The organism is Sodalis sp. RH22 (assembly GCF_047324165.1).
In the GTDB taxonomy this organism is placed as follows: domain Bacteria; phylum Pseudomonadota; class Gammaproteobacteria; order Enterobacterales; family Enterobacteriaceae; genus Acerihabitans.
On record NZ_CP178731.1, the window covers coordinates 635,838 to 654,373 of the forward strand.

The following is an 18,536-nucleotide window of genomic DNA, read 5'->3' on the forward strand; positions in this document are numbered from 1 at the left end:
AGCGAAGCCTAAATCGATATAAGTCAGTGATAGCGCGGCGCTGCGGCTCGAATGCGTCTTTTGCAGCAAGCATGTTCAAGAAATGCATTAGTCAATCACAGGAAAGGATTGTTTTATAGCGACTTGTTTTCTTGGATTAAACAGGTTGTTATGGCACAACTGCTGATCTTGAAACGGCGACTGTTACCGTCGGCAATGCGGCATATAGATCTGTGGCACTTGCTGCTTCCTGCAGCGCTTTATTCCCTTAGGCAACTAACAGCATTGTACAAGTGGATGCTAGCGCAGATCCTGCCGGAGCCGCGCGTTATGCTGGCGACGGCACAGGCGCTCTGGCAGGACGACTTGCTCGACCGGTGGTGGTCTTTCTGCGGCCGCCAGCCTTGGTGCAACCTGCTTCAACCCCTTCGGGCGCCGGCGTTTTGTTACCCCGCGTTACGCCCGGCGGATTACAGCAGGCTATCAACCCACATCCACAGCGGCAGGGTGACGGCCGATAAGAGTGTTGAAAGACAAATGGCCGAGCTGGTTACCTGGGTGTCTTCCAGCGAGCGCGAAAACCCCAGCACATTGACGCCGGAGGGATTGGCGGCCATCAGTACCAGCACCCGGCGCGGCATACCGCCGATATCCAGCAGCATGCACGTCAGCAAAACCAGCAGCGGCATGGCGACAAGCTTGGCGGCGGTAATGCCGAGGGCAGACCCGCCGGGGCGCAGGCGAAAGCCCGCCAAATTGGCGCCCAGCGCGATCAGCGCGCAGGGTAACGCCGCCTGGGCCAGCCAGGTCGTTAATTGCGTGGTCCAGACCGGCAGCGCCACATTCGACAGATTGACCGCCGTGCCCAGCAGCAGGCCGACAATCATCGGATTGGCGAGGCTGCTTACCAGCGGGCCGGGTTTGAACGGCTCGCTGCCGGCGAAACTGTCATACAGGCTTTGGAAGCTGAACAGCAGCAGGCTGTGCACGGCGAGTACGGTGAACAGCAGCACTAGCCCGTCGTTGCCGAACAGGCCCGAGACCATCGCCACGCCGATCAGGGCGTTATTGGAAAAGGAGGCGGTCAGTCCAAAGGGCGTTGGGTGGCCGAGGCGGCGATGGGCGAACAGGTTGACCAGGGCGAAAACCATCAGTGCCGGAACAAAATACGCCGCCAGGATCGTGGTGTTCAGGCCGTCGTGCAGCGGTGCGTTGACCATGCCGGTAAACAACACCATCGGCATGAACAGCTTGAAGGCCAGGCCGCCCAATGCCTTGATGGCGTGGGACTCGAGAACGCCCCGGCGCGCCTGGACATACCCCAGGATGATCAACAGCGAGATGGGCAGTATGGTTTGTGGAACGGCCACGGGTAAGGCTCCTGTAACAATGGGTGAAGGCTATTTTTACTGGCTAATCCCTTCGCTGTCAGCGCGATTTTCAGGCAATTGGGTGTATTGGCATACTAATTGCTATCTTCCTATAACCTGATGTTATGCGTTGTCCCCGGCGCGAACGCTAAAATTCCACAGAGGTACGTTGCATGCAGCCGCTCAACTTGCGCCAGATCGAAGTCTTTCGCGCTGTCATGATCACCGGTTCCATCAATGGCGCCGCGCAACTGCTGTTTGTTTCCCAGCCGGCGGTTAGCCGGATGCTCTCGCACACCGAGGCGCGTATCGGCTTCCAGCTGTTCGAGCGCGTCAAGGGACGGCTATATCCCTCGCCGGAGGCGCGTAGCCTGTTCAACGATGTTGAATCGGTGTATCGCGATATCCTGCGGGTCAATACCACGCTGCACAATCTGGTCCAGCAGCGTCACGGCGTGCTGCGCGTCGCCAGCAGCCCCAGCCTGGGGCATCAACTGGTGCCGGACGCCATTGCTGCTTTCCGGCAGTGCAACGAGGATATTCGCATCAGCCTGGAATGCCTGCGACATGTCCTGCTGCGCGACCGGCTGCTTGACCGGCAGGCGGATCTGGGTATTTCCCTGTTCCCCATCGATCATCCCAACCTGCGCGCGGTGCCGCTGAGCTATATCCGGGTTATGGTGGTGTGCCCGCAGGATCATCCGCTGACCCGGGTTCAGGCCGACGAGTTGCCCCAGGCGCTGGCGGATGCGGCGTTCATCGGCTATACCGCCGATACGCCGTTCTACAGCTTCATGAAGATGGCCTTCGAACATGTGGGCTTGCCATACCGGCCAAGCATCGATGTCGACTCGCCCCACCACGCGTGCGCGCTGGTCAAAAACGGCAGTGGTTTTTCCGTGGTCGATGAAATTTCCTTCCGCGCCTCGGGAGAGGGGCGGATGGCGGTATTGCCCATCCTCAGCGAAGAACGCCTGACCATCAGCCTGGTGCACCTGCGGCGCGAGCCTTTGGCGCAGTTTGCCCAGGTGTTTGTCGAGCAATTGCGCAACACGCTCGGCGGCAGCGGTTTTCACCTGTTCAATATGGATTAACCTCAGGTTAACCAAGGCCGACATATTGGCATACGACATCCTTACCTGAAGTTCCCACAATGACCCTAAGTAACGCAAAAGGTTTGCCGGCATCGGGTCGGTCTTGTGGGAGGAAAACGGCATGCGCGAAATCGTCATCGGCGGCGCCCAGTTGGGGGCTATTCAAAAAAGCGATTTAAGGGAAACGGTGGTCCGGCGTATGCTGGCGCTATTGGAACAGGCCCGGCAGCAGGGATGTGAACTGGTGGTCTTCCCGGAGCTGGCCCTGACCACGTTCTTTCCCCGCTGGTATATGGAAGATCAGCGCGAGGTGGATACCTGGTTCGAACGGGAGATGCCCAACGAGGCGACCCGCCCGCTGTTCGATTTCGCGCGTGAGCACGGCATCGCCATCACCTTCGGCTACGCCGAGTTGACCCCTGAGGGGCATCATTACAACACCTCCATCTTAACCGACCGCCAGGGCAGCATCATCGGCAAATACCGCAAGATACATCTGCCCGGACACGTCGAGTTCGATACCGGCCGCGACTTCCAGCACCTGGAGAAACGCTACTTCGAACCCGGCGACCTGGGTTTCCCCACATGGGAGGATCGGGAAACCGTGATTGGCATGTGCATTTGCAACGACCGCCGCTGGCCGGAAACCTATCGTGTCATGGGACTGCAGGGCGTGGAACTGGTCACGCTGGGCTATAACACGCCGTCAATCAACTCGCAAAAACCCGGTGAAGGCGAACAGCAGCGGCTGTTCCATTCCGAATTGTGCATGCAGGCCGGCGCTTATCAAAACGCCACCTGGGTGGTCGGCGTGGCCAAGGCCGGGGTCGAGGACGGCTTCCCGCTGATGGGCGGCAGCGTAATCATCGATCCCAACGGTTTTGTGGTCGCCAGGGCTAAAGGGCAGGACGACGAGCTTATCGTCCACCGCTGCGATATGGATTTGTGCAATTTCGGCAAGACCACCATTTTCGATTTCGCCCGCCACCGGCGTATCGAGCATTACGGCATCATTACCCGCCAAACCGGCGTCCAGCGCCCCTGACCAGGAGACGACAGTCCATGCGCACCGTTTATCTCAACGGAGAGTTTATTGCCGAGAATGATGCGAAGATTTCCATCTTCGATCGCGGCTTTATGTTCGCCGACGGCATTTACGAGGTGACCGCCGTATTGGGCGGCAAGCTGGTGGATGCCAAGGCGCATTTGGCCCGCCTGCGCCGCTCGCTGGCGGAGCTGGCTCTGGTCCTGCCGCTTGACGACGATAAGCTGCTGGCGGTCCACCGGCAGCTTATCGCGCGCAATGCGCTGTGCGAAGGCTTGATGTATATGCAGGTCAGCCGTGGCGCCGCAGACCGCGACTTTTTGTATCCGCCCGCGGACACGCCGTTGACGGTGGCGCTTTTCACCCAGGCCAAGGCGGTGCTCGACAGTCCGCTGGCAAAACGCGGCATGAATATCATCGGTCTGCCGGATATGCGCTGGGGGCGCAGCGATGTCAAAACCACGCAACTTCTCTACGCCTGCATGGCCAAGGAACAGGCAAAAGCCCAGGGCGCCGACGACGCCTGGCTGGTGAAGGATGGACGGGTGACCGAAGGTACCTCCAATAATGCGTTTATCATAACCCGCGACGGCGCGGTGGTGACCCGCGAGCTTTCCCGCGCGCTGTTGCCCGGCATCACGCGCGGCGCGCTGCTCGTCCTGGTGAAAGAACACGGCCTGCAACGCGAAGAGCGCGCCTTCAGCCTGGAGGAAGCAAAGAATGCCGCTGAAGCCTTCGTGACCTCCTCCACATCGTTTATTTATCCGGTGGTGACCCTGGACGGCCAGCCCATCGGCGACGGCACGCCGGGGCCGTTAACCCGCCGACTGCGCCAGCTATATATCGGCCATGCGCTGGCGGGGAGCGTCTGAGCGCCGGGAATGGCGTCGCCGGGCGCGCCAAAGTGCCCGGTCTGGTCTAACTACGTCGCGCCGCAGGGCAAGAGCGCCGACACCGAACGTTGCCATTTTTGAGGAGTATTGAGAATGAAAGTACGTCCGTCCCGTTCCCTGGTTACCCGCCTGTTGCTGCCTATCGGCCTGATTGCCGCCATGAACACGCCGTACGCCCTGGGCGCGGAGAAAACCCTGCACGCGGTAATGTCGTCATCCCTGCGTGTTTTGGATCCTATCGCAACCACCGCGCAGATCACCCGCAACCATGGCTTCATGATTTACGATACCCTGATTGGCATGGACGAAAACTTTGTGCCCAAGCCGCAAATGGCCGACTGGAGCGTCTCGCCCGACGGCCTGACCTACACCTTTACCCTGCGCGACGGCCTGCTGTGGCATGACGGCAAACCGGTGACCGCCGCCGATTGCGTCGCTTCCCTCAAGCGCTGGGCACGGTTCGATGTCGGCGGTCAACTGATGATGAAGTACACCGCGGGTATCACCGCCACCAACGACAAAACCATTACCCTGACGCTGGCCAAACCCTTCGGCTACGTCCTGCAACTGCTGGCCAAGCCTTCATCGGTGGCGGCATTCATGATGCCGGAGCGGGTCGCCGATACGCCTGACGGCAAGACTATCACCGACTATACCGGTTCCGGCCCCTATAAATTCGTCGCCGGCGAATTCGACCCCGGCAACCGGGTGGTCTACGAAAAATTCAAAGAATACATTGCGCGCAAGGAGCCTGCCAGCGGCACTGCCGGCGGCAAGGTGGTTAAGGTTGATCGCGTCGAATGGATCAATATGCCCGACCGCATGACCGCGATCAACGCACTGTCTTCCGGTGACATCGACTTTATCGAGCAGGTGCCCATTGACCTGTTGCCGATGATCCAGGCCGACGATCATCTCAAGTCCGGCGTCCTGAGCAAACTGGGATTGATGACCGGCGGGCGGATGAACTTCCTTTATCCTCCGTTCAACAATCCCGACATTCGCCGCGCCGCGCTGCTGGCGATGAACCAGAAGGATGTACTTGATGCATTGGTTGGCAACCCGAAGTACTTCAGACTGTGCGCGTCGGTCTTCGGCTGCGGCACGGCGCTGGACAGTCAGGCGGGCGGCGAGTCGCTGACCCGCGGCGGCGACCTGAACGCCGCCAGGGCGCTGTTGAAAAAAGCCGGCTATGACGGCACGCCGGTGGTTATCATGCAGCCGACCGACGTCCCGAGCCAGGCGCCACAACCGGTAGTGGCGGCTCAGGCCCTGCGCAATGCGGGGTTCAACGTAGAGCTGCAACCGATGGACTGGCAGACCCTGGTATCGCGCCGCGCCAACCAGAACCCGCCGGCGCAGGGCGGCTGGAATCTGTTCTTTACCTATTGGAACGCGGAAACCATCTGGAACCCGGTGGTCAACCCCATGCTCGATGGCGGTGGCCGGCAGGGAGCCTGGTTCGGCTGGCCGACCGACCCGCAGATGAATGAACTGCGGGTGAATTTCGCCACCGCCACCGATCCCGCCAAGCAGAAAGAGATTGCGGTCGAAATCCAAAGGCGTGCGATGGACCAGGTCAGCTATATCCCGCTGGGTCAGTATTACGACGTGGCGGCCTGGAACAGCCATATCAGCCACTTGATGACCGGGCCGTCCACCGTGTTCTGGAACGTCGAGAAAAGCGACTGATTAGCGGATAATTATTGCCTTCGGAGGCTTCGATGATGGGTTACTTCATTCGCCGCGTACTGGCGGCTATCCCGGTGATGCTGGTGGTGGCGCTGTTTGTCTTCCTGCTGCTGCGGCTGTCGCCGGGCGATCCGGCGGCGATTATTGCCGGCGATATGGCAACTCCGCAGCAACTGGCGGCCATCCGCGAAAGCCTGGGCCTGAACGAGCCGCTGTACCGGCAGTTTTTCGTCTGGGTCTGGCAACTGCTGCAGGGAGATTTCAGCACCTCCCTGATGGCCCACACGCCGGTACTGGGCATGATCGGCCAGCGCCTGGAGCCGACCCTGAGCCTGGCGCTGACGGCGATTGCCTTCACTATCCTTATCTCGGTACCGCTGGGGGTACTGGCGGCCTGGAAACACGGTAGCTGGATAGACAATCTGGTGATGTCGACGTCGGTACTGGGATTCTCGATACCGGTGTTCGTCATAGGTTATGTGCTGATTACCGTATTCGGCATCGAACTGAAGTGGTTGCCGGTACAGGGTTTTCGCAGCATCACCGGGGGAGTCTGGCCGTTTGCCCAGCGTATTGTATTACCGGCATTGACCTTATCGTCGGTCTACATCGCGCTGGTGGCGCGGATGACGCGGGCCAGCGTGCTTGAAGTGTTGGGCGAAGACTACATCCGTACCGCCCGCGCCAAGGGCCTGGCCGAAATCCACGTGCTGTTTAGGCATGCGCTGCGCAATGCCTCCATCCCGATCCTGACGGTGATTGGCGCCGGTTTCGCGCTGATGATTTCCGGGGTGGTGGTCACCGAAAGCGTATTCAACATCCCGGGTCTGGGGCGCTTGATTGTCGACGCCGTGCTGGCCCGGGACTATCCGGTTATTCAGGGCATGATCCTGTTGACCAGCGGGGTATATGTCATCATCAATTTGCTGATCGACTTGTCGTACGCGCTCAGCGATCCGCGCATTCGCTACTGAGGGCATTGCCATGAGTAAACCGGATCTCCTGACCTTGCCGGCCCCCCGGTATCGTTGGTTAACACTGCCGCGTCTGCCGCTGACATCGATTATCGCATTGATCTGCCTGATGCTGATTGTATCCATGGCGGTGTTCGCGCCCTGGATTGCCAATCACGATCCCATTGCCCTATCTCCGGCGCTTCGGCTCAGGCCAGCCGGCGCCGAATTCTGGCTCGGTACCGATGCTTATGGCCGCGATCTGTTTTCGCGTATTGTCTATGGCGCGCGCATCTCGCTGATGGTGGGACTGGGCGTGACCGTGCTGAGCGTGCTGATTGGCTTGCCGCTGGGTCTGCTGGCCGGTTATTTCCGGCGCCTGGACGCCGTGCTGATGCGGGTGATGGACGGTCTGATGGCGATCCCCGGCATCCTGCTGGCCATTGCTATCGTCTCGCTAAGCAGCGCCGGCATATGGACGGTGATGATAGCCATCATGGTGCCGGAGATCCCGCAGGTGGTGCGCCTGGTGCGCTCGCGGGTGCTGTCGATCCGTGAGGAGCCGTATGTGGAGGCCGCGGTGCTGATGGGCACGCCGGCCTTCAGGATCCTGATCCGGCACCTGATGCCCGGCACTCTGGCGCCGCTGATTGTGCAGGGCACCTATATATGCGCGTCGGCGATCCTGACCGAAGCGATCCTGTCGTTTCTCGGCGCCGGCATCGGCACCGAGACGCCGACCTGGGGGAACATTATTTCCGAAGGCCGCCTGTACTTCCAGCTCAAGCCTTCGCTGGTGCTGTGGGCGGGCCTGGCGCTGTCGCTGTGTATTTTATCGATCAACTTGTTGGGCGACACGGTGAGCGATGCCCTCGACCCACGCATGAACAAAAGGGGCGGCGCATGAGTGAACGGCAAAACGACACCCTGCGGGTAGAGCATTTGTGTGTTGATACCGCGCAGGGCATTCCTGTGCTGCAGGATATCTCATTCGGTATCCGTGCCGGGGAGACGCTGTGCCTGGTGGGTGAAAGCGGTTCGGGCAAGTCGGTAACGTCGCTGGCCACCCTGGGTCTGCTGCCCCAAGGCGCGCTCAGGGTGATGGGCGGGCAAGTGCTGCTGGACGGCGAAGATGTCCTGCGGGTCGGCAACCGGCGGCTTAAGGCGCTGCGCGGCAGCCGCATGGCGATGATTTTCCAGGAGCCCATGACCGCGCTCAACCCGGTGCTTACGGTGGGACGCCAGATCGACGAAGTGCTGCAGACCCATACTGATTTAAGCGCCTCGCAGCGCCGTACGCAGGTTATCAGCGCGCTGGCGCAGGTGCATCTGCCGGATATCGAACGGGTTTATGATGCTTATCCGCATCAACTCAGCGGCGGCCAGCGCCAACGCATCATGATAGCGATGGCGCTGGTGCTCGAGCCGCGCCTGCTGATCGCCGATGAGCCGACCACCGCGCTGGACGTGACGACCCAACAACAGATTCTTAAACTGATCCGCGAGCTGCAGCAAAAACACGGTACCGCGGTGCTGTTTATCACCCACGATATGGGGGTGGTGGTGGATATCGCCGACCGCGTCTGCGTCATGCGCCAGGGACGTATCGTGGAATCCGGCACGGTAGAGCAGGTACTGTCGCAACCGCGCGAGGATTACACCAAAGCCCTGCTGGCGGCGGTCCCAGGCTTGGTGCCGCGGCCCGCGCGCGGTGAGCTGCACAGGACGCAGGTGGTGCTTGACGTCATTGAACTGGGCAAAATCTATCCGGCCGCCGGCACGGCGCTAAGCTGGTTCGGTAATCGGCGCGAGGGTACGCGCGCGCTGGACGATGTGACCTTCACCCTTAAGCGCGGCCGGACGCTTGGGATCGTCGGCGAAAGCGGTTCCGGCAAGTCGACGATGGCGCGTTGCGTGATGCGTTTGCTGACGCCTACCAGCGGTGCGGTCCGGGTTACCGGCAATGATATTTCCGAACTCTCGACCGCCGGACTCAAACCTCACCGCAAAAGGATACAGATGATCTTCCAGGACCCCAATCGTTCGCTCAATCCGCGTATGAACATTGGCAAGAGCCTGGTGGAAGGACCGATGAATCACGGCGTGTCGTTCGCCCAGGCCTGGGCGAACGGCCAGCAGTTGCTTGAACTGGTTGGGCTGCCCGCCGACGCCATCGACCGTTATCCACATCAGTTTTCCGGCGGACAGCGGCAACGCATCGCCATCGCCCGCGCGCTGGCGATGGAGCCGGACGTGATCGTCGCCGACGAGGCGGTGTCCGCTCTGGATGTTTCGGTTCAGGCGCAGGTGCTGCAATTGCTTGGCGATATTCAACACCGTATGGGCGTCGCCATTTTGTTTATCACCCACGATTTGCGCGTGGCGGCGCAGTTATGCGACGACGTGCTGGTGATGCAACACGGCAAGGTTATCGAGTACGGACCGGCCTGCGATGTTCTGACCCGCCCGCGGCATCCCTATACTCAACAATTGATGGACGCGGTTCCCGGCAAGGGCTGGGATTTCGCCGCGGGCCGGAGGATCTCACATGGCGTTTGATTTATTGTTCCGTGCGGTCACCGTGGTTGATGGCACCGGCGCCGATCCGTATATCGCCGACGTCGCGACCCGTAGCGATCGGATAGCCGTTATCGGCAATCTTGCCGGACAGACTGCGCGACGGGTGATTGACGGTGCCGGGCGCTGCCTGATGCCGGGTTTTATCGACGTGCATACCCACGACGACATCCAGGTTATCCGCAGTCCGGACATGCTTGCCAAAATCTCCCAGGGCGTTACCACGGTGATCGTCGGCAACTGCGGCATCAGCGGCTCGCCGGTGACCTTGCCCGGCGCGCCGCCGGACCCGATGAACCTGCTGGGCGCGCAGGAGGTATTTGTTTACCCGACCTTCGGGGATTATGCCAACGCGGTTGAGCGCGCCGGCCCGAGCGTCAACGTGGCGGCGCTGATCGGCCACACCGCGCTGCGGGCCAACGTCATGGAGCAATTCGATCGACCGGCGACGGAGTGCGAATTGGAACACATGTGCGCGGCGCTGAAAGGCGCCCTCGACGATGGCGCCATCGGCCTCAGCTCCGGTCTGGCCTACACCAACGCCAAACAGGCGCCGGCGGCGGAAATGCAGCGCCTGGTAGACATTGTCGGCGCTTACGGCGCGCTGTACACCACGCATATGCGTAATGAACACGACGGTTTGCTGGACTCGCTGCAAGAGTCGTTCAGCACCGCCCGTAATGCCGGGGCGGACTTGGTGATATCACACCTCAAGTGCGCCGGCGCGGGCAACTGGGGCCGTGCGCCGCAGGCCCTGGCCGCGCTGGAAAAAGCCGCCGGCCAGCAGCCCTGCAACTGCGATTGCTATCCGTATGCGGCCAGCTCCACCACGCTTGACGCCTGGCGCGTCGACGGACAGATGGAGATCTATATCACCTGGTCGGAGCCGCACCCGGAAATGGCCAGGCAGCGGCTTGCAGAGATTGCCGCGTTGTGGGGTGTCGACCAATGGCAAGCCACAGAACGCCTGCGCCCGGCCGGGGCGATCTACAGCATGATGAGCGAAGACGACGTGCGCAAGATCCTGGCGCATCCGCTGTCAATGATTGGTTCCGACGGCTTGCCGAACGACCCTAATCCTCATCCGCGCCTCTGGGGCACCTTTCCCAGGGTGCTGGCACACTATTGCCGCGATCTGCGGCTGTTCGATGTGGCCGAGGCGGTGCGCAAGATGACGGGGCTGCCGGCCGCGCGCTTTCGCCTGCGGGATCGCGGCGTGGTGCGCGAAGGGGCGTTCGCCGATATAACCCTGGTGGACATGGAGCGGATCCAGGACGTCGCCACCTACGGTGACCCATGCCGGCAAGCGCCCGGGATCGATCTGGTGGTAGTCAATGGCGTGGCGGGTTACGAGGACGGGCAGGTACAAGAACGGCGGGGGCGGTTGTTGAAACGTCAGCCGGATAATGCATAGCGGCCATAGTTGAACGAAACTTGTCAATAAATCAAATCGGCATCTTTACCTTGGTTTTGATAAGACCGGCTGTTACGGTATTTCGAGGGAGTCATTCCCGTTTGTTGATTAAAAATAAAATAAAAATATTGGATGGTATTATAACTGCATAATTTGCAGATTTCGCTAATCGGGATTGCGGTGGTGGTGAGAAGTTCCTTGGCTTTCCTCAACCGCTCTTCCTGGATCACTTTGTGGATTGTCATGCCCAATTCGGTAATAAATTTCTTTTCAATATTTGATCTGGATGCTTGCAGTGAATCGAGTACATTTTCTACTTGACGGTAACGTACGTCTGGTCATCTCGCGGCGGGAATTATCCAAACCGCATTATTAAAATCATTTTCATGCCAATGGCAAAATACATAATCGCGATCGGTTTTTGCTGCAGGTGCATCGCCACTTCAGGAAATATTTTCCTCTCGACAGCCTGTGCCAACTGAACAGATCAACAGTTTCAGTGATACTGATAGGACGTTTGCCCCAAATAAGGAAATAAAGGTTCCCAGGCCACGAGAGGTCGGCGTTTGGCTGCTCCGCAGATAATGGCCGAAGCTGCGGTCTCCCACGCTAGCCTGCAGCCGTGGGGGAAAACCGGCCAGCGGCATTGGGATGCATTGCGCCACTGGCCGTATGGCCTGATGTCGAGCGTAAAGCGAGTTACCTCCCGGCTCGTATCCGCATACGATTATCGGCTGTCCGTTCCAACAGCGCGGCCAGGCGTTGCGCGATGCGGGCAAACCCGGTCTCATCAAGCTCCAGGGTGGTCATGAACTGGGTGCCGACGCGCAGGGCGAAATGACCGGCGGCGGCCGGATCGGCGCAGGTGCCCACCAGTATCCCCTGCTGTTCAAGCGCGGCAAGGGTCTGTTTGGCCGACAGCGCCGGGCTCATGGGGATCAGCAACTGATGGGTCGCGGTTTCATGGGGCTGCGCCGCCATCACCACGACGCCTGCCGCCCTGAGCGCCGCGGCCATGGCGGCGGTATTGCGGCAAATGCGGCGCGCGTAGTTCGCGCCGTTCTGTTTTGCCTGCTCCAGAGTCACCAGCAGGGACGGTAAACAGCCGGCATCGCCGTTGGCGATCATGCGATTTTCGATGACGCTGGCCAACAAAGCCCGATCGGCCAAATTGCCGCCGGCAATAATACTGTGCGGTCGGCCCGGCAGCGTCTTATACGTCGAACTGGTCATGATATCCACCCCCAGCGACAGGGGATTGGGAAACATCCCGCCGGCGATCAGCCCCAGTACATGGGACGCGTCAAAAATGGTTTTGGCGCCGACCCGCTGCGCGCTGTTTATCACCGGCGTTATATCGTCCGCCTTAAGCATGACCGAGCGTCCCAGCATCACCAGACGTGGTTTTCGGCGCAGGATCATCGCCGCCGCCGCCGCCGGGTCAAGACAAAGGTGATGTTCATCGTAGGGCAGATCCTCAACGTTAAGGCCCGCCAATTCGGGCGTTCCGCCTTTGCGCTGGCTTAAATGCCCGCCATGGGCGGCTGCGGGAGCCAGCAACAGATCGCCCGGTCTGGCGAACGCGTGGAAAACGGCGAGGTTGGCGGTAGTGCAGTTCGGCAGGCGCGTGTCCGCCCAGAGTGAACCGAACAGCCGGCTAATCTGATCGGCAACGGCCACTTCAAGCGCGGAGACCAGGCCGGTATCGGGCTGCTCCTTATCAAAACTGGGTCCCATGGCCGGATAGGCGCTTAATCCCGGGGAATAAGCCGCCATTGCCTCGGGACTGGGCAGGTTTGCGCCGGCATAGAGCACCACGCGCTCATGTTGCAGAACATTGAGGCGCTGGCCTGCAAGGGCTAACAGCGCTGCGTTGTTTCCCGCAGCGGACGGAACCGAAACAGTTGGTAATGGGGACATGTAAGCACCATGGTATAAGGAGAAAATAGCGCGCATGCTAACCGCGCGATCGGCCGGATAAAAGGTTGCCATTGATCTCCGGTTGGCCTGGGCGCAGCTCAGGCTACGGCAGATAAACCCGAGACGCATCAGTTCTAGCGAATAATGGCCACCCGTTTTTGCAGCATCCGCACCGAGTACGAGGCGGCAAACGACATCAGGAAATAGACCGCCGCGGCAAACAGATACATCTCCAGCAGGCGTCCGTCGCGCTGGGCAATCTTGGCCGCGGCGCCCAGGAAATCAGTAATCGACAGTACATAGACCAGCGAGGTGTCCTGGAATAAAATAATGGTCTGGGTCAGGAACAGCGGCAGCATATTGCGCATGGCCTGCGGCAGGATCACGTACAGCATGGTCTGCCGGCCGGTCATACCCAGCGCCTGCGAGGCGGAAGACTGCCCGCTGGGCAGCGACTGTATGCCCGAGCGGACAATCTCACAAAAATAGCTGGCTTCGAACAGGCTGAAGGTAATCACCGATGACCAGAACGGGTCCACCCGCACCGGCGAGGCGGCGCCGGTGACCGATTGCAGGAGATAGGGCACCAGAAAATAGAACCAGAAGATCACCAAAACCAGCGGCAGCGAGCGCATCAGGTTGACATAACAGGTCGCCAGAATAGACAAAAAACGCATGCCGGACAGCCTCATCAGCGCCAGCAAGGTGCCGAACACCAGACCGGCAAGGGTTGCGCACAGCGTCAGGCGCAGGGTAAAGCTCATCCCGGTCATAAACAGATACGGCAGGGTGCGGATAATAGTGTGATAGTCAAATCCCGTCAGCATCAATCAGCCCTTTTCCCGGCCGACGCCGGTTGCAAATCCGGGTAGCGCGGCTTTTTTCTCCACGCCGCGCATGAAAAAAACCACCGCCAGGTTGAGCAGCAGATAGAGCAGGGTCGCGCCGCTGAAGGCTTCAAACACCTGGAAGGTGTTTTCCTGCATGGCGCGGGCGCCGCCGGTCAATTCAATCAGCCCTATCGCCAGCGCCACCGAGGTGTTTTTGGTGCAGCTTAACAATTCGGACGTTACCGCCGGGGTCACCATGCGCATTGCCACCGGCAGCAGCACATAAGCATAGGTTTGCGCCAGGGTCAGCCCCAACGCCTGTCCCGCCATGCGCTGGCCTTTGGACAGGCTTTCCAGGCCGGCCCTGACCACTTCCGCCATACGGGCACCGTGATAGCATCCCAAACAGAGCGCCGCTGTATAAAACTGCGCGTTCGGTAATTGCTTCAACTGGTCGCCGAGCGCCGCCGGCAGCATTTCCGGAAAGACGAAATACCAAAGGAACATTTGCATCAGCAGGGGAATATTGCGGAATACCTCGACAAATGCGCTGCCGCAGCTATTTAACCACCGGTTCGGCGTATTGCGCGCCACGCCGGCAAGCGCCCCCAGGACCAGCGCGATAAAAAAGGCGCAGGCGGCGGTGGCCACCGTCCAGCCGAGGCCGATGACCAGCGTCTGCCACCAGGTATGGGCGCCGTCGGATGCGGTATCGAAAAAGACGGCCCAGTTCCAGTTATAGTTCATTTTGCCACTTGTCCTGCCGCAGCCAAGACCTGCGGTCGAGGCTGCGCGCCATGCCGACCAACGCGCCCGGGATGATCATCCGCCAGGGTTACTTGCGCCGGCATTAGCGATAGACCTCGGGATTGGCGTCATCCGTTGGATGGGCAATCGCCTTTTGCAACTGGGCGGACATCGGGAATTGCATATTGATGCCCCGCGGCGGGATGGGTTGGGTAAACCACTTGTTATAGATGCCGTTAATGGCCCCGCTTTGGTACAGGCCGGCGATGGTGTCGTTGACCAACTGCTTAAACTGTTCGTCATTCCTGCGCAGCATAATGCCGTAAGGCTCGACGGATAGCGGCCGATCGGAGATCTGGAACGCGTCAGGCGACTTGGACGTGGCCCGCGCGCCGGCCAGTGAGACATCATCAAAAATCAGCGCGGCCGCCCGTCCGGTCTCCAGGGTCAGCATGCCCTCCGCCAGGTCCTTGGCCGTCAGGATGGTCATGCCCAGATGCTGGGAATTATTGGCGTCATTGACGATTTTGACGCTGGTGGTACCGGACAGGGTGACGATGGTTTTACCCTTAAGCTCCGCCATTGAGGCAACCGGTGCGCTCTTTTTGGACATGATGCGCACGGCTGCGACAAAATAGGTGGTCGAAAAAGCCACCTGTTTTTGTCGTTCCGCGTTATTGGTGGTGGTGCCGCATTCCATATCGATGGTGCCGTTAGCCAGTAGCGGAATACGCGTAGTGCCGGTGACCGGCAGGGTATTCACCGCCAGTTCTGGTTTATGGACGCGGGCTTTGACTGCCGCCACTACCGCGTTGCAGATATCCATCGCATAACCGATCGGCCGCTGATTATCGTCGTAGTAGGAAAATGGGACCGCGCCATCACGGTGGCCCACGGTGATCTGGCCGCTGTCGGCGATTTTTTTAAGCGTTCCATCAAGTTCCGCGGCGCTGGCGGCGGTGCCCGCCAGGGCCAGAAGGCAAAAAAAGTTAACCAAAAAATGTCTGTTCATTGTAGCTCCGTGGAAAGGTGATTAACTGTTGCCTGAACGCATCAACGCCGACGGCCGGCGAGCTCGGGATCGCCGCCGCCCTGGGAAAGCAAACCCTGGGTGCGCGACCGGGAACCGTGCAAGAATTGATCGGCTGGAGCGAGGGGTCAATAAAAATAAATAATGAATAATGAATTCATTTCACAGGAGGTAAAAACCAGATTACTGATAAGAAAAACCTATGACGTCAGGGAGCTGGCGACGCCGCGGGACGCGCCTGATAGCGGACGCTATAACGGTCCCGGCGCCATGGCCGACAGGATATTATAGCTTGGCATCCATGGCATTTTTGACGGCGTTGGCGGTGCTCATGATATGCTTGCGCATGGTCTTTGCCAGTTTCGCGGCGTTTTTTACGCGCAGGCAGGCCATGATTTCCTCATGCTCGTTCACCGCCCGCTGCCAGTCTTTCGGCAACTGGCGCACGGTATGGCGGATATTCCTGATGCGCAGCTCAAGGGTTTTATAGAGTGCCAGCAGCGACTGGTTTCTGGCCGCGCTGAACAGGGCAAGGTGAATTTCCCGATTCAGGCGGGCATAGTCGAGTTTGTCTTGCCGCTGGTAAGCCAGCAGCATCTGCGCGTGGAGTTGTTCGATAGCGGCTAATTCGTCGCGGGTGATATGCTGGCAAGCCAACTCGCTGGCCAGGCCCTCAAGACTGGCGATTATCGGGAAGATTTCGTACAGCTCTTCATTAGTCAACGCCGCCACGCGGGCGCCGCGCTGCGGGAGCAAGATGATCATGCCTTCGGTAGCCAGAACCTTCAGCGCTTCGCGCAGGGGTGTTCTGGATATATCAAAACGTGCGCACAGATCTTTTTCGGGGATCCTGCTGCCCGGCTCCAGCTCTCCCCGGACGATCATGTCACGAATGAAATCGGCTATCTCACTGTGGAGCGTTCGGCGTGAGATTGGCATGCCTGCGATCATAATACACCCTATGCAAAGTAGACGACGGGACGGGCGGTTAAGGCCGCCCGCTATAAAGCTAACATCTATAACGATAACATAATGCACAGCGGTTTTTGCTATAAGCCGAGGATAACCCGGGCTGGACTGCCGGCGGATGACGTGGCGCGGCAAAAAAGCCTGAGCTTGGGATGGCCCCCCAGGATAACTGCTCGTTTAATGTCTCCCGGCACATCTTGTCGAGCGCCGGCGCTAGGTACGACCAACCGCGTTTATCCGCCAGGGCGGCCAAGCTGTCGCGGTGCCAGCGGCGGAAAATCCCGTCGAGCTTGCGCCCGATATCCTGTTCGCCCTTTTGGATCCAGATGACGCAGGCTCGTGGCAAAAGGGAAGAATGCAAATATTCCCATTGTGGCCGTCGCCCGGGAGCTGGCCGGTTTTATCTGGGATATTGGCCGGCTGGCGATGTCGCTCACGCGGGAACCGCACGACACACGGATGGCATAAGAGAACAAGAAACCAGAGAACCAGCATTATCGAAGAGCGTTTCCTGAAGGCGGCGTAGCCCGGAACAAGAGCAACCCATGGCGACGCTTCACGACGGCAGCGCAACGCTAGTTCGCGTCGTAAGTAAGTGGCGGGATCAGATGACGGATCTCTGTAATGCGGTATCCAACCCGCGAATATCCGCGTGATCCACCATCTTATTTACCGCTACGTCGCCCTGGCCCCCGGTATCCCCATGGGGTCGACGGCAGCACCCGCCAGGGCGCGATCTAACTTGGATTGCCGGCAGGGCGAGCAGTCATTTCATTAACAAGGCGCAAGCGGCGGCGATACGCCGGCCCGCTTCGGCCACGGTGGCATCATCGGTGGCGATGGAAAGGCGGAAATAGGGCGACAAGCCATAAGCGCTGCCGCCGATGCCCGATACGCCGCGTTCCAGCAGGTAATCGAGCACATCCACCTCGTTTTCCAGCCGGCGGCCGTCCGGCCGCCGTTGCCCCAGCAGTCCCGCGCAGCGGCAGAATACAAAAAAACTGCCCTGGGGAGGGAGTAGCTCCAGCCCGTCCACAGCGCTAAGATGTTCCACCAGCGTATCACGGCGCCGCTGATAGCTGGCCACCTGGGGCGGCAGGAAATCCAGGCCGCCTTCAAACGCCGCCAGGGCCGCCGCCTGGCTCACCGAGCTGGCGCCCGAGGAGATCTGCAACTGGGTGACCACCATGGCCTGCGTCAACGTGGCCGGACCGGCGCCGTAGCCGATGCGCCAGCCGGTCATGGCATAGGTTTTCGACACGCCGCCCACCAGCAGCGCGCGGTCTCGCAAATCCGGCGCGACGTTCAGCAGCCCGATATGCTGGCGGCCGTCGAACAGGATATGTTCGTACAGTTCATCCAGCATCACCAGTACCTGGGGGTGGCGACGCAGCACCGCCGCCAGTTTTTCCAGCTCCTGGCGGGCATAGACCGCGCCGCTGGGATTGCCTGGGGTATTAAGGACCAGCCAGCGGGTACGCGGCCCGATGGCCTGTTCCAGCTGCGCCGGCAGCAGCTTATAGCCCTGCTCCAAAGGGCAGGGCAGGAAACGCGGCTCGCCTCCGTTAAAACGCACGCTGTCGGGGAAGGTGGGCCAGTACGGCGTCGGCACCAGCACGTCATCCCCGTCATCCAGGGTAGCGGCGAATGCGTTGAAAATGATCTGTTTGGCGCCGTTGGCGATAACCACTTCCGCCAGGGGATAGGCCAGCCGGTTTTCCCGCGACAGCTTGCGCACCACGGCTTCCCGCAGCGCGCGCACGCCGGGGGTGGCGGTGTATTTCGTTTCACCCTGGGCGATGGCCCGGTAGGCCGCCTGCTTGACGGCTTCGGGGGTGTCGAAATCCGGTTCGCCGGTGGTCAGGTCAAGAATATCCACCCCGGCGCTTTTTAATTCATTGGTGCGTTGCTTGGCGGCGGCGTTGGCGGAGAGCGTCACACGCTGGACACGTCGCGATAGTCGAATACTCATTGCGGTTCCTCTAAAAACGTTCTTCAGGCGCGGGAGGTCTGGGGCGGGCGT

At 60.1% G+C, this 18,536-nt stretch carries 17 protein-coding genes; 9 read left to right on the forward strand and 8 right to left on the reverse strand.

The window, feature by feature from the left end; all coding sequences use genetic code 11:
- Positions 1-449 precede the first annotated feature (449 nt).
- Positions 450-1,349, reverse strand: coding sequence for an AEC family transporter (locus ACL2XN_RS02975; RefSeq protein ID WP_413730238.1), 900 nt, complete (start codon positions 1,347-1,349; stop codon positions 450-452).
- A 173-nt stretch (positions 1,350-1,522) separates the two neighbouring features.
- Between ACL2XN_RS02975 and ACL2XN_RS02980 the strand changes: the two genes are divergently transcribed.
- From ACL2XN_RS02980 to ACL2XN_RS03015, 8 genes are all read left to right on the forward strand, one after another.
- On the forward strand, positions 1,523-2,443 hold the full coding sequence (locus tag ACL2XN_RS02980) for a LysR family transcriptional regulator (protein ID WP_413730239.1): 921 nt from the start codon (positions 1,523-1,525) through the stop codon (positions 2,441-2,443).
- Positions 2,444-2,564: 121 nt separating this feature from the next.
- Positions 2,565-3,488 (forward strand): N-carbamoyl-D-amino-acid hydrolase, encoded by a 924-nt coding sequence (locus ACL2XN_RS02985; RefSeq protein ID WP_413730240.1) that lies wholly within the window; start codon positions 2,565-2,567, stop codon positions 3,486-3,488.
- A gap of 17 nt (positions 3,489-3,505) precedes the next feature.
- Entirely contained in the window at positions 3,506-4,360 is an 855-nt protein-coding gene (locus ACL2XN_RS02990; protein ID WP_413730241.1) for a D-amino-acid transaminase, read from the forward strand.
- A gap of 114 nt (positions 4,361-4,474) precedes the next feature.
- Entirely contained in the window at positions 4,475-6,073 is a 1,599-nt protein-coding gene (locus ACL2XN_RS02995; RefSeq protein WP_413730242.1) for an ABC transporter substrate-binding protein, read from the forward strand.
- Positions 6,074-6,105: 32 nt separating this feature from the next.
- The gene (locus ACL2XN_RS03000; RefSeq protein ID WP_413730243.1) at positions 6,106-7,047 is read left to right on the forward strand and encodes an ABC transporter permease; all 942 of its coding nucleotides are present in this window, start codon (positions 6,106-6,108) and stop codon (positions 7,045-7,047) included.
- A 10-nt stretch (positions 7,048-7,057) separates the two neighbouring features.
- On the forward strand, positions 7,058-7,933 hold the full coding sequence (locus ACL2XN_RS03005) for an ABC transporter permease (protein ID WP_413730244.1): 876 nt from the start codon (positions 7,058-7,060) through the stop codon (positions 7,931-7,933).
- Positions 7,930-9,585: an ABC transporter ATP-binding protein gene (locus ACL2XN_RS03010; protein ID WP_413730245.1), complete on the forward strand. Its 1,656-nt coding sequence runs from the start codon at positions 7,930-7,932 to the stop codon at positions 9,583-9,585. Before ACL2XN_RS03005 ends, ACL2XN_RS03010 begins: the two co-directional genes overlap by 4 nt.
- Entirely contained in the window at positions 9,575-11,017 is a 1,443-nt protein-coding gene (locus ACL2XN_RS03015) for an N-acyl-D-amino-acid deacylase family protein (protein WP_413730246.1), read from the forward strand. The genes ACL2XN_RS03010 and ACL2XN_RS03015 overlap by 11 nt, the downstream gene beginning before the upstream one ends.
- Positions 11,018-11,040: 23 nt before the next feature.
- On the opposite strand, the gene ACL2XN_RS03020 is transcribed toward ACL2XN_RS03015, so the two are convergent.
- The 5 genes from ACL2XN_RS03020 to ACL2XN_RS03040 all read right to left on the reverse strand — a co-directional run bounded on the left by ACL2XN_RS03020 (position 11,041) and on the right by ACL2XN_RS03040 (position 15,526).
- Positions 11,041-11,262 carry a helix-turn-helix domain-containing protein gene (locus ACL2XN_RS03020; RefSeq protein WP_413730247.1) on the reverse strand — a complete coding sequence of 74 codons (222 nt, stop codon included), beginning with the start codon at positions 11,260-11,262 and terminating at the stop codon, positions 11,041-11,043.
- Between the two features lie 454 nt (positions 11,263-11,716).
- Positions 11,717-12,937 (reverse strand): glycine hydroxymethyltransferase, encoded by a 1,221-nt coding sequence (locus tag ACL2XN_RS03025; RefSeq protein WP_413730248.1) that lies wholly within the window; start codon positions 12,935-12,937, stop codon positions 11,717-11,719.
- A gap of 134 nt (positions 12,938-13,071) precedes the next feature.
- Positions 13,072-13,764 carry an amino acid ABC transporter permease gene (locus ACL2XN_RS03030; RefSeq protein WP_413730249.1) on the reverse strand — a complete coding sequence of 231 codons (693 nt, stop codon included), beginning with the start codon at positions 13,762-13,764 and terminating at the stop codon, positions 13,072-13,074.
- A gap of 3 nt (positions 13,765-13,767) precedes the next feature.
- Positions 13,768-14,514 carry an amino acid ABC transporter permease gene (locus ACL2XN_RS03035; RefSeq protein WP_413730250.1) on the reverse strand — a complete coding sequence of 249 codons (747 nt, stop codon included), beginning with the start codon at positions 14,512-14,514 and terminating at the stop codon, positions 13,768-13,770.
- Positions 14,515-14,617: 103 nt separating this feature from the next.
- Positions 14,618-15,526: a transporter substrate-binding domain-containing protein gene (locus tag ACL2XN_RS03040; RefSeq protein ID WP_413730251.1), complete on the reverse strand. Its 909-nt coding sequence runs from the start codon at positions 15,524-15,526 to the stop codon at positions 14,618-14,620.
- A gap of 162 nt (positions 15,527-15,688) precedes the next feature.
- Between ACL2XN_RS03040 and ACL2XN_RS03045 the strand changes: the two genes are divergently transcribed.
- Positions 15,689-15,835: a hypothetical protein gene (locus tag ACL2XN_RS03045; RefSeq protein WP_413730252.1), complete on the forward strand. Its 147-nt coding sequence runs from the start codon at positions 15,689-15,691 to the stop codon at positions 15,833-15,835.
- Here the strand turns inward: ACL2XN_RS03045 and ACL2XN_RS03050 are convergent.
- Both ACL2XN_RS03050 and ACL2XN_RS03055 read right to left on the reverse strand, forming a co-directional pair.
- On the reverse strand, positions 15,830-16,483 hold the full coding sequence (locus tag ACL2XN_RS03050) for a GntR family transcriptional regulator (protein ID WP_413730253.1): 654 nt from the start codon (positions 16,481-16,483) through the stop codon (positions 15,830-15,832). The two genes, ACL2XN_RS03045 and ACL2XN_RS03050, sit on opposite strands and share 6 nt — an antisense overlap.
- 796 nt (positions 16,484-17,279) lie before the next feature.
- A complete protein-coding gene (locus tag ACL2XN_RS03055; protein ID WP_413730254.1) occupies positions 17,280-18,485 on the reverse strand; it encodes an aminotransferase class I/II-fold pyridoxal phosphate-dependent enzyme in 1,206 nt (401 codons plus the stop codon).
- Positions 18,486-18,536: the final 51 nt, after the last annotated feature.

What these genes read in the sequence shown, in the direction of transcription:
- ACL2XN_RS03015 (WP_413730246.1), top strand. Translation starts at nt 9,575, where the DNA reads ATGGCGTTTGATTTATTGTTCCGTGCGGTCACCGTGGTTGATGGCACC.
- ACL2XN_RS03005 (WP_413730244.1), top strand. Translation starts at nt 7,058, where the DNA reads ATGAGTAAACCGGATCTCCTGACCTTGCCGGCCCCCCGGTATCGTTGG.
- ACL2XN_RS03025 (WP_413730248.1), bottom strand. Translation starts at nt 12,937, where the DNA reads ATGTCCCCATTACCAACTGTTTCGGTTCCGTCCGCTGCGGGAAACAAC.
- ACL2XN_RS02995 (WP_413730242.1), top strand. Translation starts at nt 4,475, where the DNA reads ATGAAAGTACGTCCGTCCCGTTCCCTGGTTACCCGCCTGTTGCTGCCT.
- ACL2XN_RS03010 (WP_413730245.1), top strand. Translation starts at nt 7,930, where the DNA reads ATGAGTGAACGGCAAAACGACACCCTGCGGGTAGAGCATTTGTGTGTT.
- ACL2XN_RS03000 (WP_413730243.1), top strand. Translation starts at nt 6,106, where the DNA reads ATGATGGGTTACTTCATTCGCCGCGTACTGGCGGCTATCCCGGTGATG.
- ACL2XN_RS03045 (WP_413730252.1), top strand. Translation starts at nt 15,689, where the DNA reads ATGAATAATGAATTCATTTCACAGGAGGTAAAAACCAGATTACTGATA.
- ACL2XN_RS02990 (WP_413730241.1), top strand. Translation starts at nt 3,506, where the DNA reads ATGCGCACCGTTTATCTCAACGGAGAGTTTATTGCCGAGAATGATGCG.
- ACL2XN_RS03035 (WP_413730250.1), bottom strand. Translation starts at nt 14,514, where the DNA reads ATGAACTATAACTGGAACTGGGCCGTCTTTTTCGATACCGCATCCGAC.
- ACL2XN_RS03055 (WP_413730254.1), bottom strand. Translation starts at nt 18,485, where the DNA reads ATGAGTATTCGACTATCGCGACGTGTCCAGCGTGTGACGCTCTCCGCC.
- ACL2XN_RS02980 (WP_413730239.1), top strand. Translation starts at nt 1,523, where the DNA reads ATGCAGCCGCTCAACTTGCGCCAGATCGAAGTCTTTCGCGCTGTCATG.
- ACL2XN_RS02985 (WP_413730240.1), top strand. Translation starts at nt 2,565, where the DNA reads ATGCGCGAAATCGTCATCGGCGGCGCCCAGTTGGGGGCTATTCAAAAA.
- ACL2XN_RS03050 (WP_413730253.1), bottom strand. Translation starts at nt 16,483, where the DNA reads ATGCCAATCTCACGCCGAACGCTCCACAGTGAGATAGCCGATTTCATT.
- ACL2XN_RS03040 (WP_413730251.1), bottom strand. Translation starts at nt 15,526, where the DNA reads ATGAACAGACATTTTTTGGTTAACTTTTTTTGCCTTCTGGCCCTGGCG.
- ACL2XN_RS03020 (WP_413730247.1), bottom strand. Translation starts at nt 11,262, where the DNA reads ATGACAATCCACAAAGTGATCCAGGAAGAGCGGTTGAGGAAAGCCAAG.
- ACL2XN_RS03030 (WP_413730249.1), bottom strand. Translation starts at nt 13,764, where the DNA reads ATGCTGACGGGATTTGACTATCACACTATTATCCGCACCCTGCCGTAT.